The organism is Methylorubrum sp. POS3, from assembly GCF_043352485.1.
Lineage (GTDB): Bacteria > Pseudomonadota > Alphaproteobacteria > Rhizobiales > Beijerinckiaceae > Methylobacterium > Methylobacterium suomiense.
Genome location: NZ_JAPRBT010000001.1, coordinates 1,200,103 through 1,213,917 on the forward strand (window position 1 = coordinate 1,200,103; position 13,815 = coordinate 1,213,917).

Below are 13,815 nucleotides of genomic sequence, written 5' to 3' on the forward strand. Positions count from 1 at the left end.
GATCGTCCATGCCCCGCAAAGCCTTGGCCCGCGCACTTCTGACCGGCGCCGCTCTCCTCGCCCTCGGCGGGGCGGCGAGCGCCGACGAACAGTACTTTCCGCTGCAGAGCTACCGCGTCGGGCCCTATGCCGCCGGCGGGACCGGCTTCTTCGGCGGCTTCATCGACTACCTGACCCTCATCAACAGCCGTGACGGCGGCGTGAACGGGGTCAAGCTCACGTGGAGCGAGGGCGAGACCCAGTACGAGGTCGAGCGCGGCGTCGAGGTCTACGAGCGACTCAAGTCCCGGCCCGGCATCGCCGCCTGGAACCCGCTCTCCGTCGGCATCGCCTACGCCATGATCGACCGCATCACCGCCGACAAGGTGCCGCTCATCACGATCAACCACGGCCGCACCGACTCGACCGACGGTCGCGTCTTCCCGTTCGTGTTCCCGCTGCTGCTCAACCCCTACAGCGAGACCTCGGGCATCGTCGAATATCTCGCCACCCGCGAGGGCGGGCTCGACAAGCTCAAGGGCAAGACGATCGCGGTGCTCTATCACGGCTCGCCCTACGGCAAGGAGACGATCCCGATCTACGAGCAGCTCGCCAAGCAGCACGGCTTCAAGGTCGAGCAGATCGAGGTGCCGCATCCCGGCAACGAGCAGCAATCGCAGTGGCTCACCATCCGCCGCCTACGGCCCGATTATGTCGTGCTGCGCGGTTGGGGCGTGATGAACCCGGTGGCGCTCAAGACCGCGCAGAAGACCGGCTTCCCGGCGAGCCGCATCGTCGGCAACGTCTGGTCCAACTCGGAGGAGGACGTGATCCCCGCGGGCGACGCCGCCAAGGGCTACGTCGCGATCACCACCCAGGCCTCGGGCACGCAGTATCCGGTGATCCAGGAAATCGTGCGCGGCGTCTACGAAACGGGCGCGGGCAACCTCGCCGACAAGAAGCGCATCGGCAGTGTCTATCACAATCTCGGCGTGCTCAACGGCATCCTCAACGTCGAGGCCGTGCGGATCGCGCAGGAGAAATTCGGTCGCCGGACGCTCACCGGCGACGAGGTGCGCTGGGGCTTCGAGCACCTGCGCCTCGACGAGGCCCGCGTCGCCAAGCTCGGCGCCAAGGGCCTGTTCCACTCGATCAACGTCACCTGCGCAAACCACGAGGGCGAGGGCCGGGTCACCTTCCAGCAGTGGGACGGGGCGAAGTGGAGCGTCGTCTCCGACTGGATCAAGCCCGATTGGGCGGCGCTCCGCCCGATCATCGAAGCCTCCTCGACGGCCTACGCCAAGGAGCGCGGCCTTACGCCCCGCGATTGCGAGGCGGAGGAGCGGGCGGGCGACACGGGCAAGCGCGCCTCGGTGGAGGGCAAGTGACCTCGGATCGCCATGGCGGCCTCCTGCGCGTCGAGGCGCTGGAGGCGGTCTACGGTGGCGCCGTACAGGCCCTGTCCGGCGTCGATCTCGTCGTACGCGAGGGAGAGATCGTTGCCCTCGTCGGCGCCAACGGCGCCGGCAAGACCACGCTGCTGCGCGCGATCTCGAACCTGCTGCCGGCGACCCGCGGGCAGATCAGGGCCGGGCGCATCGCCTATGCCGGTCGCGACGTGTCGCGCACCCGGACCGACGCCCTCGTACGCGCCAGCCTCGTCGGCGTGCTGGAGGGGCGCCACTGCTTCCGCGCCCTCACCGTCGAGGAAAACCTCATCGCGGGCGGCCTCGGGCGCGGCTCGGGCCGGGCCGACCTGCGGGCCGATCTGGAGTGGGTCTACGCGCTGTTCCCGCGCCTGACGGAGAAACGCCGCCTGCCGGCCGGTCTGATCTCGGGTGGAGAGCAGCAGATGACCGCGATCGGGCGCGCCCTGATGGGCCGTCCTCGCCTGCTCGTGCTCGACGAGCCCTCGATGGGGCTCGCCCCCAAGGTGACCGCGGAGATCTACCGCGTGCTGGTCGACCTCAACCGCGAGCGAGGGCTGACTCTGCTGATCGCCGAGCAGAGCGTCACCCTGGCGCTTCGCCACGCGCACCGCGCCGTCGTGCTCGAGAACGGCCTCTCGGTCCTGGAAGGCGGGGCGGAGACATTGCGGGCCCGCGACGACATCCAGCGATTCTATCTCGGCCCTCGCGTCACCGCCCCCGCGAGGGAGCGGCAACCGGCGTGAGGAACGGTTCGGTCGTTCCTTAACCGACTGCGGGAATGGAAAGCCGTCCCAATATACCAGCATAAAAAAACCAATCTATTTCATTGACGAAAAGCGCTTCAATCCAGATTATTGCTAGTATACGGACGATGCGGGGATGGCTTCCGACAGTTTATCCCTCATCGCGTCCTGATCGTGAAAGCCGGTGCGGTGGATGCATCGGTTCCTCTCTCACACAAATTCCTGCGCTTCGGGTCGCCCCCGATCCGCCTCCCTGCGCCGGCCTCCGCGCCGGAACGACGCCGCTTGCGCGGCTGCCTAAGACGAGTCCGATGACACACAGCCTGCCCTTGTCGTTTCCCGTGCTGCCTTCCCTGCGCCGCCTGGTGCAGATGGCATGTCTCCTGCCGCTCGCGGCAGGGCCCACGCTGGCGCAGTCGCCGAGCGCAGTGGAAAGCTTCACGGGAGAGGCCGGTCCGCGCACCGATCCGGGCGCCATCGGCGTGGCGCCCGACGGGAGCGTCAAGTGGCACGGGCCGCTTGCCCCCTACGCCGCCGACCTCGCGCGGGCTGGGCTGAGTTTCGACGTGAACGTGTACGACTTCTTCTACGCGAACCCGAGCGCGGGTCTGCGCACTGGTCAGCTCTCGCACTCGACCTACTACCTGCTGAGTCTCGATGCCGACCTCGAACGGCTCGCCGGCATCAAGGGCGGCCTGTTCCACTTCACGCAACTCTTCATCGGCGCGCGCTGGAACAACCGCAACATGGACGGTGATGTAGGCGACAGCACCGTCGGCTACCAGCCGACCTTCAACCGCGACTTCGCCCGCCTGTCGACGCTCACCTACGAGCAGCGCCTGCTCGACGACCGCCTCTCCGTCGAAGTCGGGCGCACGCATCCGAATCGATACTACGCGCTACCGCCTTGCCAATCGGCGGCGAGTTGCTTCCAGGATATCCTGCAGATCAATGCCGGCCTCACCTCGCCGCTCTACGGCGTCTGGGGCGGCAACGTCGCCTTCAAGGTCAGCCCGGAAAGCTACGTCCAGGCAGGCGCCTTCGCGGTGACGGGGCGCGCCAACTTCTCCTCGGGCTACGATTGGGGCACCGAACCCCTGAACGGCGTCGTGACCCTGGCCGAGATCGGCCGCGCGACCACCTTCGCGACCGACCTCTATCCGGGCCGCGTCGCGCTGACCGGCTTCTACAACACCGCCGACCATGAGGATAATTTCCGGACCGTGTTCGGGCGCTCGAAGGGGCTCAATCCGAGCGATCCCGTCCTGCAGCGCTCCGGCACCTCCGGCGTGATCCTCACCGGCTCCCAAGTGGTCTGGCGGGCCGATGGCGGGGGGGATGCCGCCAACCTCAACCCAACCTCGATCCAGGCCTATACCAGCCTCGCCTACGCCCCGGATCCGACGATCCCGATCCGCTGGAACGCGTTCGCCGGACTCACCCTCCAGACGCCCGACCAGAGCCGTCCCCTCGACCGATACGGCATCAAGGTGAACTGGCAACGGATCGCCGCCGATTACGCGCTCTTCCTCGGCGATGCCAACCTGATCTCGGGCGGGCGCGGCGGCGCCTATTCGCGGGACAAGCTGGTATTTGAGGCCAACGCCCATCTTGCGCTCGGCGAGGGCATCTTTTTCGAACCCGTGGTCCAGTACCTCGTCAACGGTAATTCCTACTGGAACCCGTTCACCCCGAACCGCTCCAAGGACGGCTTCTACGTTGGCGCTACGCTGATCGTGCCGCTCGGCTCGATCCTCGGCCTCGCGCCGGGCTGATCCATAGCCGGATCCTATGTTCAAGATCGACCTTAGGCAGTGTTTCAGCTTGTGCTCGGCTTTAATGAGAGCGAACACGCCGAATATTGCCTCTCTCGAGCTCCGAAAGTAGCGAAAGTACGACCACACTTAGTTGAATGCCTGGTCAGTTCTCCATTTTGATCGTATATCCGAAGGCGTAGGAGATGGCGGGCCGCAATGGATCGACAGTGCTGGGTTCGTGCATGGCCGCCCTAGGTTGGCTCGCTGTGTAGAGCCGCCGAGGTGGCGGTAACCGCACCAAGGAGGGGTGCCCGTCGACGGCCCCTACGGAAGAGCCAGGCTCAGCCGAGATATCAGAAAATTTCGCTCGCCCTGTGACCGGCGAGCGTCCGACGGCGAAAAGCACGTCATGAGCTTTCGATCCGCCTTGGGGCTGATGAGCCTGCCGCACGATCCACCGGATCGCACGAAGGACCGTGCGGTGGATCCGGCCGGCCCCGATGCGTGGAGCGCGCTGATGGCGGCCGCGCAGGATGGGCATGGGGGTGCCTACCGCCGGCTTCTGAACGAGACGTCCGATTGGCTGCACCGCTACTTCCGACGCCGGCTGCCGCCCGGCGACGTCGACGATGCCGTGCAGGAGGCGCTGCTCGCGATCCACCGGCGACGCCACACGTTCGATCCCCGCCAACCCTTCGGCCCGTGGATGGCGGCGATCGCCAAGCGCAAGTGGGTCGATCAGCTCCGCACGATCGCGCGTCGCCCGACGGAGGAGTTATCGGACGATCTCGCGGTCGCGGATCACGAATCCGCGGTGATGTGCGCGACGACGCTGACTGGCTTGCTCGTGCATCTCCGGCCCGCGCAGGCCCACGCCATCAGGATGGTGAAGCTGCAGGGCTACAGCATCGAGGACGCGTGTCGGGAGACGGGCCTCACAGCGTCGGCCGTCAAGATGAACATCCATCGAGGGCTCGCGCGCCTGACCGCCCTGATCGAGGACGCCGATGACCTCCACTGACGCCCTGATTCTCGGCCTGTCGGCCGATCTTGCTCCCGTGCGGCGGCGCAGCGTGCGCTGCGAGGTCGGCGCCCTCATCGTGCTCGCCGCCGGTGAGCTGGCCCTCATCCTGATGGCCGGCGGCATGCGACCGGACATGGGCGAGGTGATCCTTTCCCCCTTCATGGCCTGGAAGATCGGCGGGCTCGCTCTTCTCGCCGGCGTGAGCTGCGCGGTCGCGCTCCGGTCCTTCGCACCGCCGGCAGCCTCGCGCCGCGAACTCGCCTTCGCGTTCGCTCTCGCCGTCCTCGTGATGGTCGCAGGCGTCGTCGTGACGAACTCCGCCGAGAGCGGCCAGCTGCTGATCGAACGCTTGGCCCCGGCACGCGGTCTGCGTTGCGCGATTGCGATCGTCGTCCTGTCGCTGCCGTTGATGAGCTTGCTCGCGGTCCTGATGCGCCGCGCGGCACCGGTCCATCCGAAGCGCAGCGCGCTGGCAACGGGCTTGGCCGCAGCGACCTGCGGCGCGCTGGTCTTCACCGTCTGCTGCCCGGCCAACGACCCACTCTACATCGCGGTCTGGTACGCGGTGGGGATCGCGGCTGTCGCCGCCGCGGCGCGATGGCTCCTTCCGCGCCGCTTCCGCCTGTAGCCCACCGGGCGGCCCGCACGGTCGCCTTCAATCTCTCGTCGCCGATGCCCTCCCCCGATGCATCCATGCGCATCGGGACAGCCGGCACGCGCCCATTCCTCTCAAACTCAGGGAGATCGCCATGATCTCGACCGCCGCGCTCGCACCAGCCTCCGCCGCTTCGTCTTCGTCCTGGCTGAAACGGTACTACGGCACCCGGGCGCTGTTCTCGGCCGCATGGGTCGCCCTTGCCTACACGATCGGCAAGGCGCAGCCGACGGTCGGGATCGCCCTCCTGATCATCTACCCGCTGTGGGATTGCGCCGCGAATGGCGTCGATGCCGCGCGCAACGGCGGCCTGCGTGCGAACCCCTCACAGGCACTCAACGTCATCGTCAGCGCCATCGTCACGCTGGCGATCGTTCTCACCGTAGCGTTCAGTCACGATCTCCATGCCGCCATCGGCGTGATCGGCATCTGGGCCGGCCTATCGGGCCTCCTCCAACTCGCGACCGGCATCCGGCGCCGGCGCAGCGTCAGCGGGCAATGGCCCCAAATTCTGAGCGGCGCGCAATCGAGCTTGGCAGCCGCGCATATCCTCATGATGGCGCTCAGCCCGTTGCTGATCGTCAGCGTCGCTGATGTCGGGCTCTACGCCGCCTTCGGCGCCGTCTACTTCGCCGCTTCGGCCGCGATGCTCCAGCTCAAACGATAGACGTGCCTCCTTCTCACGCTGCCTCGAACGACGGCAGCAGAACTTCGGAGTGACCAATGATGAACCGTAGAACGATATTGGCCGGCTCGATCGCGGCTGCAGGAACTCTCTCACTGCCGGCCCGGGCCGAGACGAGGAGCCAAGCGGTTCCCGCCCGCAACGTCGTACTCGTGCACGGCCTCTTCGCGGACGGCTCGTGCTGGTCCGACGTGATCGGTCGCCTCCAGATGTCGGGCCTGACCGTCACGGCCGTGCAGAACCCGCTGACGACGCTCGAAGAGGCCGCCGATTCGGTCCGGCGCGTGCTTGCACGGACCGAGGGGCCGACCGTGCTGGCGGGTCATTCCTTCGCGGGCACGATCATCTCCGAGGTCGGGGACGCCGAGAACGTCTCCGCTCTCGTCTACATCGCCGCGCGGGCGCCGGATGCCGGCGAGGATTTCGCCGCGCTGGGGAAGAAGTTCGCGGTTACACCTGCCACCGCCGGTATCCTCTTCGATGGCGACGAAGGGCGCCTAAGCGAGGACGCGTTCCTACGCGACTTCGCCGGCGACATCGCGCCCGCCCGCGCGCGGATCCTGTACGCGGCGCAGCAGCCCTTTCGCAAAGCTCTGACCCAGGCGAGAACGACGAAGGCCGCTTGGCACATGAAGCCGACCTACTACGCGGTGTCGGACGACGACCGCACGATTAATCGCGATCTGCAGCGTTTCCTGGCCAAACGCATGGACGCCCACGTTGTCTCGCTCGGTGCGAGCCACCTCTCGCTGATCTCGCATGCGCCCGAGGTCGCCGCTCTCATCGAGCTGGCCGCGCGGGGAAGTTGACCGGGCCCCGACAAGGCGATCACGTTGATCCTGTCAGAAGCCGATGCCCCCCCTCGGTTCGTCAGCCACTTTCCATCTGCAGGGGCGATGCTTTACGCGCCATCACGATCGCCGAGGATTTCGACGGGCGCTGAACGTTGGCGGCGAGCTCTATGGACGTCGGACTGTCGAGTTGGACAGCGGAATTACAGGGCCGAATTGGGATCGCCAAGGTGATCCGCTGGACGAACGATGCAGCGGTCACGGGCAAGATAGTAGCCCACTTGAAACCACCGTTTGTGACGCGTCGAAAGCGGCGGTTTGGCGCATAACTAGTTGAGTTTGGCTTGACGTGCGGTGCCGTGTCCCAGAAGTGAGAAGATCTCAGGTTGAGCCGTCTTGTCAAAACCACCATATATCCAGCGCCCGGTACCGCAGAACGCAGATGATAGTGGCGCGTGAAAATCGCCCTTTTCGGGCGCTCGATAGTGTCGAAGTTTGCGCTGGAGTCTTGTTTGCTGCCAAGGCGGCTCATGATCCTAAGCCGGCTTTGGAGACCGGGGGCACTGATCCGTGATCCCGCATCGAGAAGGGATACGGGGTCGCAGGGCGAAGCGAGGTCCAGGACCCCATCTGTGGGGGAGTTCGAGCGGCTCACGGAGAAGCGTTATGGGTAGCGAGAGAGCGGTGCTGGCAGGCGGCTGCTTCTGGGGCATGCAGGACCTGATCCGTCGTCAGGACGGCGTGCTGGCGACCCGGGTCGGCTACACGGGTGGCGACGTGCCGGATGCTACTTACAGAAATCATGGGACGCATGCCGAAGGCATCGAGATCGTTTTCGATCCGGCCCGGACGAGTTACCGACGCATCTTGGAGTTCTTCTTCCAGATCCACGACCCGACCACCCCGAACCGGCAGGGTAACGATCGGGGCCTCAGCTACCGCTCGGCAATCTTCTACGTCGACGACGATCAACGTCAGGTCGCCGAAGCTACCATCGCCGATGTCAACGCATCCGGTCTGTGGCCGGGAGAGGTGGTTACCGAGGTGGCGCCCGTAGGACCCTTCTGGGAGGCCGAGCCGGAGCACCAAGACTACCTGGAGCGTCGGCCAGACGGCTACACCTGCCACTTCGTTCGCCCGAACTGGGTGCTGCCGGCCCGGGCGCCTGCGACACAGGATACGGGAGCCTAACCGACAAGATCGGTCAGCGAACGGTTGACGCTGTTCGGGTCTCGCGCGCGCCGATCGGAGGGTTGGCGTCTCGCCGGGCCCAGATGGCGGTCCCCGCCATCTGGGCCCGGCGAGACGAGGTCGTTCAGTCGATACGGAGGGGTGCCGAAGGTGCCGTCGTCCCCAGATGAGACGACGGCCACGGCCTCTCAAACAGCTACGAGGTGCATGCCCCCTGGACGCGTGAGCTTCGGGGCATGGTCGCTCCTCAGGCCGGAATGCATTCTAGCGAAGCGGTGTCCTCTGCACTCACACCGTTCTCCCTGTGCCGGAAGTCGCTGAGCGCCTGGTAGACTTGCAGACGGGCCCGCATGATCGAGCCCAGCGGCCGGTGCGCCGCGAGGCTGTGCGCCGGGCGGAAGGTCATCACCTCGTCGAAGTAGCGAACCCGGTCCGACCCATAGGCGTCTTGGCGCGGCAGGCGGAGCGTGGCGATCGTACGGTAGGGGCTGACCGAGACCGGCCAATCGACCGAGGAATCCTCGATGGGCTGCTTCTCGGCGTCCGCCCAGAGCTGCGCCTTCAGCTCGAACACGACGTCATTCTCGCGGAAGAAGGCGACAGCGGCATGCCGGAACCCGTCCTCGTCCTGGTGCGGGTCGAGCCGCCACTCGGACAACGCACGCCGGGCGTCGGCGGACGGTACAGCCCCGAGCTTGGCGACGTAGTCGCCGTAGCGGACGGGCGCCTGGCTGAAGTAGCTGTCGGCCAGCGGGTGACTGAACGGGTGGCCGAAGAAATCGGCCATCGCGCTCTCCGTGCCGAAGGCGTGCAGCACCTTGTTGAGGTTGCGCGCGGTCGAGGAGACGGCGCTCTTCACCCCTTCCGGCAGGCCCGTCGACCGACCGATGACCGTGCCGTCGCGCAGGAAGCCCGCCGCGGTGCCGGATGGGAAGGTGGTGCCGGTGGCCAGCACGAAGTCCTGGGTATCGACCGCGTGGCCGGGCAGCTTCTCGCCGCTCACGCCGAAGACCTTGATGGACATGCCGCGATGGGTCGAGACCCGGTCGCCCAGGGTTTCGCCCGGACCCTGGGCGAAGCGTACCGCGACCGGGTACGTCCCCGGCGTGGCGAACAGGCCCTGAGCCAGTTCGGGTGGCAGGCCCGCGGCCACCGTCATCTCGCCCGTGACGCAGGCGGAACTCTTGGCGTGGCTGGCGCGGACCGCATGATGTTCACGCTTCTCCACCGTCCGCGACTGCTGGGTCATGCCCTGGATGATGCCGTCGATGGTCTCCTGCTCGTTCGGGGCGGGCCGCTCGATGTCGGGGGCGTAGCGAAGGTAGGTCATGCCGATCTCTCTCGTGCGCCGCGGCCATCGGAACAGCCGAACGCTTTCCATTCCCGCCCTGCCGGAAGCCCGCGTGCCCGCAAGCCCAGGTTGGGTCGCCCCGGAACAAGCATCCCGGCGCGGCGACGTTCCCAAGATCGTTCACGAGTGATTGAGTGGGGCGCAATCCGGAACGTCGGCCTTTCCGCCCCGTTCTGTCCCGAGACGAACGAGGGACGAGACCTTGCAAGCACCTGTCCGTTACAGCCCCGACGTCGAGGTCGTGAGGCCCGACGAGGCCCGGACCATCGAGCAGCTCAACGAGACATTCGACATTATCCTGGAGACGGTCGCGAACGACTCCGGCCATGCCGTTCGCTCGGTCCATGCCAAGTCGCATGGCATCCTGGAGGGCACGTTGACGATCGACGCGGGGTTGCCGCCTGAGCTCGCACAAGGGCTGTTCGCGACGCCGGGCGAGCACAAGGTCTACATGCGGATGTCGACCAATGCCGGCGACATCCTGCCGGACGCGGTCTCACTGCCCCGCGGCCTTGCCCTGAAGGTCTTGGACGTCGCTGGAGAGCGCTTGCCGGACGCGGAAGGGACGACCCAGGACTTTGTCATGGTCAACGGCCCGGTCTTCCAGGCGTCGAACACCGAGAAGTTCCTGGGCAGCTTGAAGCTCTTGGCCAAGACCACCGACCGGATCGAGGGTGTTAAGGTCGCCGCTTCCACCGTGCTGCGCGGGGTCAACAAGGCGCTGACCGCGATCGGTATCGAGAGCCCGACGCTGGGCTCGCTCGGCGGCGCGCCGAACGTCGACCCGCTCGGCGAGACCTATTACAGCGTCACCCCGTTCCGGTACGGCGATCACATCGCCAAGTTCTCGGTCGCTCCCGTTGCTCCGGCGCTCAAGGCGCTGACCGGGACCGAGATCGACGCCTCTGGACGCCCGGACGCGATCCGAGAGACCGTCCGGTCCGAGATGGCCGGCATCGAGGGGGTCTGGGAGTTCCGGGTGCAGCTCTGCCGCGACCTCGAACGACAGCCGGTCGAGGATCCCACGGTGCAGTGGGACGAGGAGGAGGCGCCGTTTCAGCGCGTGGCCATCATCACGGTACGGCCGCAGGACAGCTGGAACGCCGAGCGCGTCGATGCCGTGAACGAGCGCATGCGCTTCGCGGTCTGGACCGGGCTTGCTGCGCACCGGCCGCTCGGCAACATCAACCGCGCCCGCAACGCGCCCTACCGCCACTCGGCCGAGTTCCGGCAGCGCTTCAACGGCTGCCCGATTCACGAGCCGGCTGGCCACTGAGAAAGACGGTGATGCGAAGCCTCGGGACGTTCGCCGCGGTAGCGGCCCTCACCACGACTTGCATGGGCATCGTTCGGGCGGAGGAACCGGCGAAGACGCCGTTGAAGACGTTCAACGTCACCATCCGGGTTTTCGACCCCACGAAGGGCATTGAGGGCGGTCAGGACTACGTGCTGCCGGTCGACAGTCCAGACGCCGAGCACGCCTTCGCCTCGACGACCGCGAACGCGGCATCCTTCACGAGGAAGATGGAGGGCGGGAAACCACTGCCCGTCGCCTTCACATGCATCAAGGTCGAGCCGCGCTGAGGGATGGGATCCATGTCGACGGAAGCGAACAAGGACTTGGTCCGCGCCTACTTCACGGCGTTCCGGGACCGGGACGCGGCGTGGTGGCAGCGCTTCATCGCCTCGGACTTCGTACGCCACGACCCTGGCCTCGACTTCGAGGTCCGGGGCCCGGACGGTGTCGCCCAGCTCGGCGAGGTGCTGCACGGCGCTTTCTCGGATATCGAGATGCACATTGCAGAGGTCATCGCGGAGGGTGACCGAGTGCTGGCGCGATTGCGCTTCACCGGGCGGCATACGGGCAAGTTCGAGGGAACTCCGGCCACGGGCAACGGGGTCGATATCGCCGTGATGGACTACTTCCGCGTCACCAACGGGCAGCTGGTCGAGCACTGGGCGCTCATGGACAATCTCGGCATGCTTCGACAGATTGGCGCTGTAGAAGCTTGAGTTAGCCGCCTCAATGAACGACCAACCATGGCTTAGTACGCCAGTAAATTTGATTCCATCAATGTATTTTGGCAAAAAGCTGCTGTATAAATGCAGCCAACCTTGAATGAAACTTCGTAAAATTGGGCGCAGCGTCAACTCATGGCGCGTTGAAGCCAGCCAAGGCGGACTGGTTTTTGCTGAGAACAGGGGCCGAGACTACCAGGTGTCAGCTGCCTGTACGTCCCTAGGGACCGAATGGGCGGATGCACGAAAACCGCGCATTTCGAGCTGCCGGTAGCTTCGGTATCTCAACCGCATTTCACTCAGCGGACAGGCCAGCCTACGAACCCAAGCGCAATTTGATGCGACTGATGCCGAAGGCCCGGAAAGGTCGGTTCTCATGTCTTCCGCCGCTGCATCCAGCAATGGCAATGGCCGGGTGAAGAGTCAGAACTGGTAGCAACGCTCGGCGACGGAGGTGGCTTGAGTGGATCTGGAGGATCCACGTTTCTCCATGCTCCGCGCTGCGGAACAGGCAACCTGAATGGGTTGGGCGACTTGATAGCCGGGCGCGATGGCGCTCGCCAGGAGTGACGCCCGCCATGCCCGGAACCGAGATCCGCCTTGCCCTCGATGCGATCCCGATGGGAGGTATGAAGGAGGGGGCCGCCGGGGATGAGAAGGTGCTGTTCGTGCGCGACGCCTCTGGCGTGCGTGCCTTTCAAGCCAAATGTCCGCATCTTGGAGCGCCCCTCGCCAAAGGCGAGATCTGCGGTGAGCGCCTCTACTGCCCCTGGCACAAGGCTGCTTTCGCGCTGGTCGACGGGAGTCTGGAGGAGCCGCCCGCCCTCGATTCCCTGAAGCGCTTTCCTGTTCGCATCGAGGGGTCGGAAGCCGTCGCGACCCTCACGCCGGAACGCGCGGCGACGAAGACAGCGAACACATCCGTGGAGAGTGTGCTTATTGTCGGATCGGGCGCGGCGGCCGCCGCTTGCGTTAAGACCCTCCGCCGCGAAGGCTATCGCGGCCGCATCACTATGGTCGGCCGCGAGGCGCACCCTCCCTACGACCGGACCAAACTGTCCAAACAGTTCCTGGCCAAGCCGACCCCGCCGGAAAAGGTGCTGATCGAGGCCGATTTCGTCCAGTCCAACCAAATCGAGCATGTCATCGAGGAGGTCACCCAAATTGATCCTTCTCGACGCACCATCACCCTGAGGGACAACCGGACCTTGGAGGCTGATGCGATCCTCGTCGCCACCGGAAGCCGCGCGGTGATGCCGGACTTTCCCGGCAACCACCTCGATGGGGTTTTTACCCTTCGCAGTCTCGATGACGCGATCCATGTGAGCGAGGCGGCAGACGAGGGCAAAAAGATCGTCGTCGTGGGGGCCGGCTTCATAGGCATGGAAGCTGCCGCGTTCCTGAAGAAGCGCGGGCTTTCCGTCACCATATTGGCACGCGAGAAGGTACCCTTCGCCAAGCGCTTCGGCGAGGCGGTGGGCTCAGCCCTGATGCAGTACCATATCGGCAACGGCGTTGTTTTCGAGACCGGCTCCGTTGCCCGGCTTGCCGGTGCGCAACGCGTCGAAGCTGTCGAGACGGAGGACGGAGGGCACCTTCCGGCCGATATCGTCCTCGTCGGAGCCGGTGCTCAGCCGGAAACGCAACTATTTGCGGGCATCGAGCCCGACGAGAGCGGCGGCATCACGGTCGGCAGCGACCTCAGGCTCGCGGAGGGCGTGTGGATCGCAGGCGATATCGCCGCCTTTCCGGAGAAGGCGAGCGGCGAGACCGCGCGGATAGAGCATTGGCGCCTCGCTCAGCAGCACGGTACCCATGTTGCTCATGCCATCCTCGGCCGGGACGGCGTGTTCGCGGGCGCACCATTCTTTTGGAGCAACCAAGGCGACAAGCGGCTCGATTACGGCGGCTACGCCAAAGGTTTCGACCGTATCATCATGCAGGGGGATCCCGCCGCCCTCGACTTCATCGCCTACTACGTCATGGGTGACAGGGTTACAGCCGCCTGCAGCGTCGGTCGCAACGAAGCCTTCACCGCCTTTCTGCACTTGCTCGGCCTCGGACGTCTGCCCTCGCCTGCCGAGATCGAGGCTGGGGCAGACCTGCCCGCCCTCGCTCGCGCGGCTGCCTAAGGCCCGGCAATCGGCAGCGAGGTTCCGGTTGATCGAGGGCCCGGATAGTCTGGGAGGC

14 protein-coding genes are annotated in these 13,815 nt (G+C 65.9%); 12 read left to right on the forward strand and 2 right to left on the reverse strand.

All coding sequences use genetic code 11. The features are described 5' to 3' along the window. The first annotated feature begins 8 nt into the window (after positions 1 to 8). From OWC43_RS05580 to OWC43_RS05610, 7 genes are all read left to right on the forward strand, one after another. Positions 9 to 1,367 carry an ABC transporter substrate-binding protein gene (locus OWC43_RS05580; RefSeq protein WP_393955993.1) on the forward strand — a complete coding sequence of 453 codons (1,359 nt, stop codon included), beginning with the start codon at positions 9 to 11 and terminating at the stop codon, positions 1,365 to 1,367. Then, positions 1,364 to 2,152 carry an ABC transporter ATP-binding protein gene (locus OWC43_RS05585; protein WP_393955994.1) on the forward strand — a complete coding sequence of 263 codons (789 nt, stop codon included), beginning with the start codon at positions 1,364 to 1,366 and terminating at the stop codon, positions 2,150 to 2,152. Before OWC43_RS05580 ends, OWC43_RS05585 begins: the two co-directional genes overlap by 4 nt. Before the next feature lie 311 nt (positions 2,153 to 2,463). Continuing rightward, entirely contained in the window at positions 2,464 to 3,927 is a 1,464-nt protein-coding gene (locus OWC43_RS05590; protein ID WP_393955995.1) for a carbohydrate porin, read from the forward strand. Between the two features lie 418 nt (positions 3,928 to 4,345). Next, a complete protein-coding gene (locus OWC43_RS05595; protein ID WP_393955996.1) occupies positions 4,346 to 4,930 on the forward strand; it encodes a sigma-70 family RNA polymerase sigma factor in 585 nt (194 codons plus the stop codon). Then, positions 4,917 to 5,561 carry an NrsF family protein gene (locus tag OWC43_RS05600; RefSeq protein ID WP_393955997.1) on the forward strand — a complete coding sequence of 215 codons (645 nt, stop codon included), beginning with the start codon at positions 4,917 to 4,919 and terminating at the stop codon, positions 5,559 to 5,561. Before OWC43_RS05595 ends, OWC43_RS05600 begins: the two co-directional genes overlap by 14 nt. A gap of 121 nt (positions 5,562 to 5,682) precedes the next feature. Further along, positions 5,683 to 6,255 carry a DUF308 domain-containing protein gene (locus tag OWC43_RS05605; protein ID WP_393955998.1) on the forward strand — a complete coding sequence of 191 codons (573 nt, stop codon included), beginning with the start codon at positions 5,683 to 5,685 and terminating at the stop codon, positions 6,253 to 6,255. 56 nt (positions 6,256 to 6,311) lie between these two features. Further along, positions 6,312 to 7,082 (forward strand): alpha/beta fold hydrolase, encoded by a 771-nt coding sequence (locus OWC43_RS05610; protein ID WP_393955999.1) that lies wholly within the window; start codon positions 6,312 to 6,314, stop codon positions 7,080 to 7,082. A 61-nt stretch (positions 7,083 to 7,143) separates the two neighbouring features. Here the strand turns inward: OWC43_RS05610 and OWC43_RS05615 are convergent, their stop codons facing one another. After that, positions 7,144 to 7,596: a hypothetical protein gene (locus OWC43_RS05615; RefSeq protein WP_393956000.1), complete on the reverse strand. Its 453-nt coding sequence runs from the start codon at positions 7,594 to 7,596 to the stop codon at positions 7,144 to 7,146. A 134-nt stretch (positions 7,597 to 7,730) separates the two neighbouring features. Here OWC43_RS05615 and msrA point away from each other — a divergent pair, with 134 nt between their 5' ends. Further along, the gene (gene msrA, locus OWC43_RS05620) at positions 7,731 to 8,255 is read left to right on the forward strand and encodes a peptide-methionine (S)-S-oxide reductase MsrA (protein ID WP_393956001.1); all 525 of its coding nucleotides are present in this window, start codon (positions 7,731 to 7,733) and stop codon (positions 8,253 to 8,255) included. 247 nt (positions 8,256 to 8,502) lie between these two features. Here msrA and OWC43_RS05625 read toward each other — a convergent pair whose 3' ends face one another. After that, positions 8,503 to 9,585 carry a catalase family protein gene (locus OWC43_RS05625; RefSeq protein WP_393956002.1) on the reverse strand — a complete coding sequence of 361 codons (1,083 nt, stop codon included), beginning with the start codon at positions 9,583 to 9,585 and terminating at the stop codon, positions 8,503 to 8,505. Positions 9,586 to 9,808: 223 nt separating this feature from the next. Between OWC43_RS05625 and OWC43_RS05630 the strand changes: the two genes are divergently transcribed. The 4 genes from OWC43_RS05630 to OWC43_RS05645 all read left to right on the forward strand — a co-directional run bounded on the left by OWC43_RS05630 (position 9,809) and on the right by OWC43_RS05645 (position 13,757). After that, the gene (locus OWC43_RS05630) at positions 9,809 to 10,882 is read left to right on the forward strand and encodes a catalase family protein (RefSeq protein WP_393956003.1); all 1,074 of its coding nucleotides are present in this window, start codon (positions 9,809 to 9,811) and stop codon (positions 10,880 to 10,882) included. 11 nt (positions 10,883 to 10,893) lie between these two features. Continuing rightward, the gene (locus OWC43_RS05635) at positions 10,894 to 11,190 is read left to right on the forward strand and encodes a hypothetical protein (protein WP_393956004.1); all 297 of its coding nucleotides are present in this window, start codon (positions 10,894 to 10,896) and stop codon (positions 11,188 to 11,190) included. A gap of 12 nt (positions 11,191 to 11,202) precedes the next feature. Continuing rightward, positions 11,203 to 11,619: an ester cyclase gene (locus OWC43_RS05640; protein WP_393956005.1), complete on the forward strand. Its 417-nt coding sequence runs from the start codon at positions 11,203 to 11,205 to the stop codon at positions 11,617 to 11,619. 584 nt (positions 11,620 to 12,203) lie between these two features. Continuing rightward, complete coding sequence (locus OWC43_RS05645) at positions 12,204 to 13,757, forward strand: FAD-dependent oxidoreductase (RefSeq protein ID WP_393956006.1); 1,554 nt, start codon at positions 12,204 to 12,206, stop codon at positions 13,755 to 13,757. Positions 13,758 to 13,815: the final 58 nt, after the last annotated feature.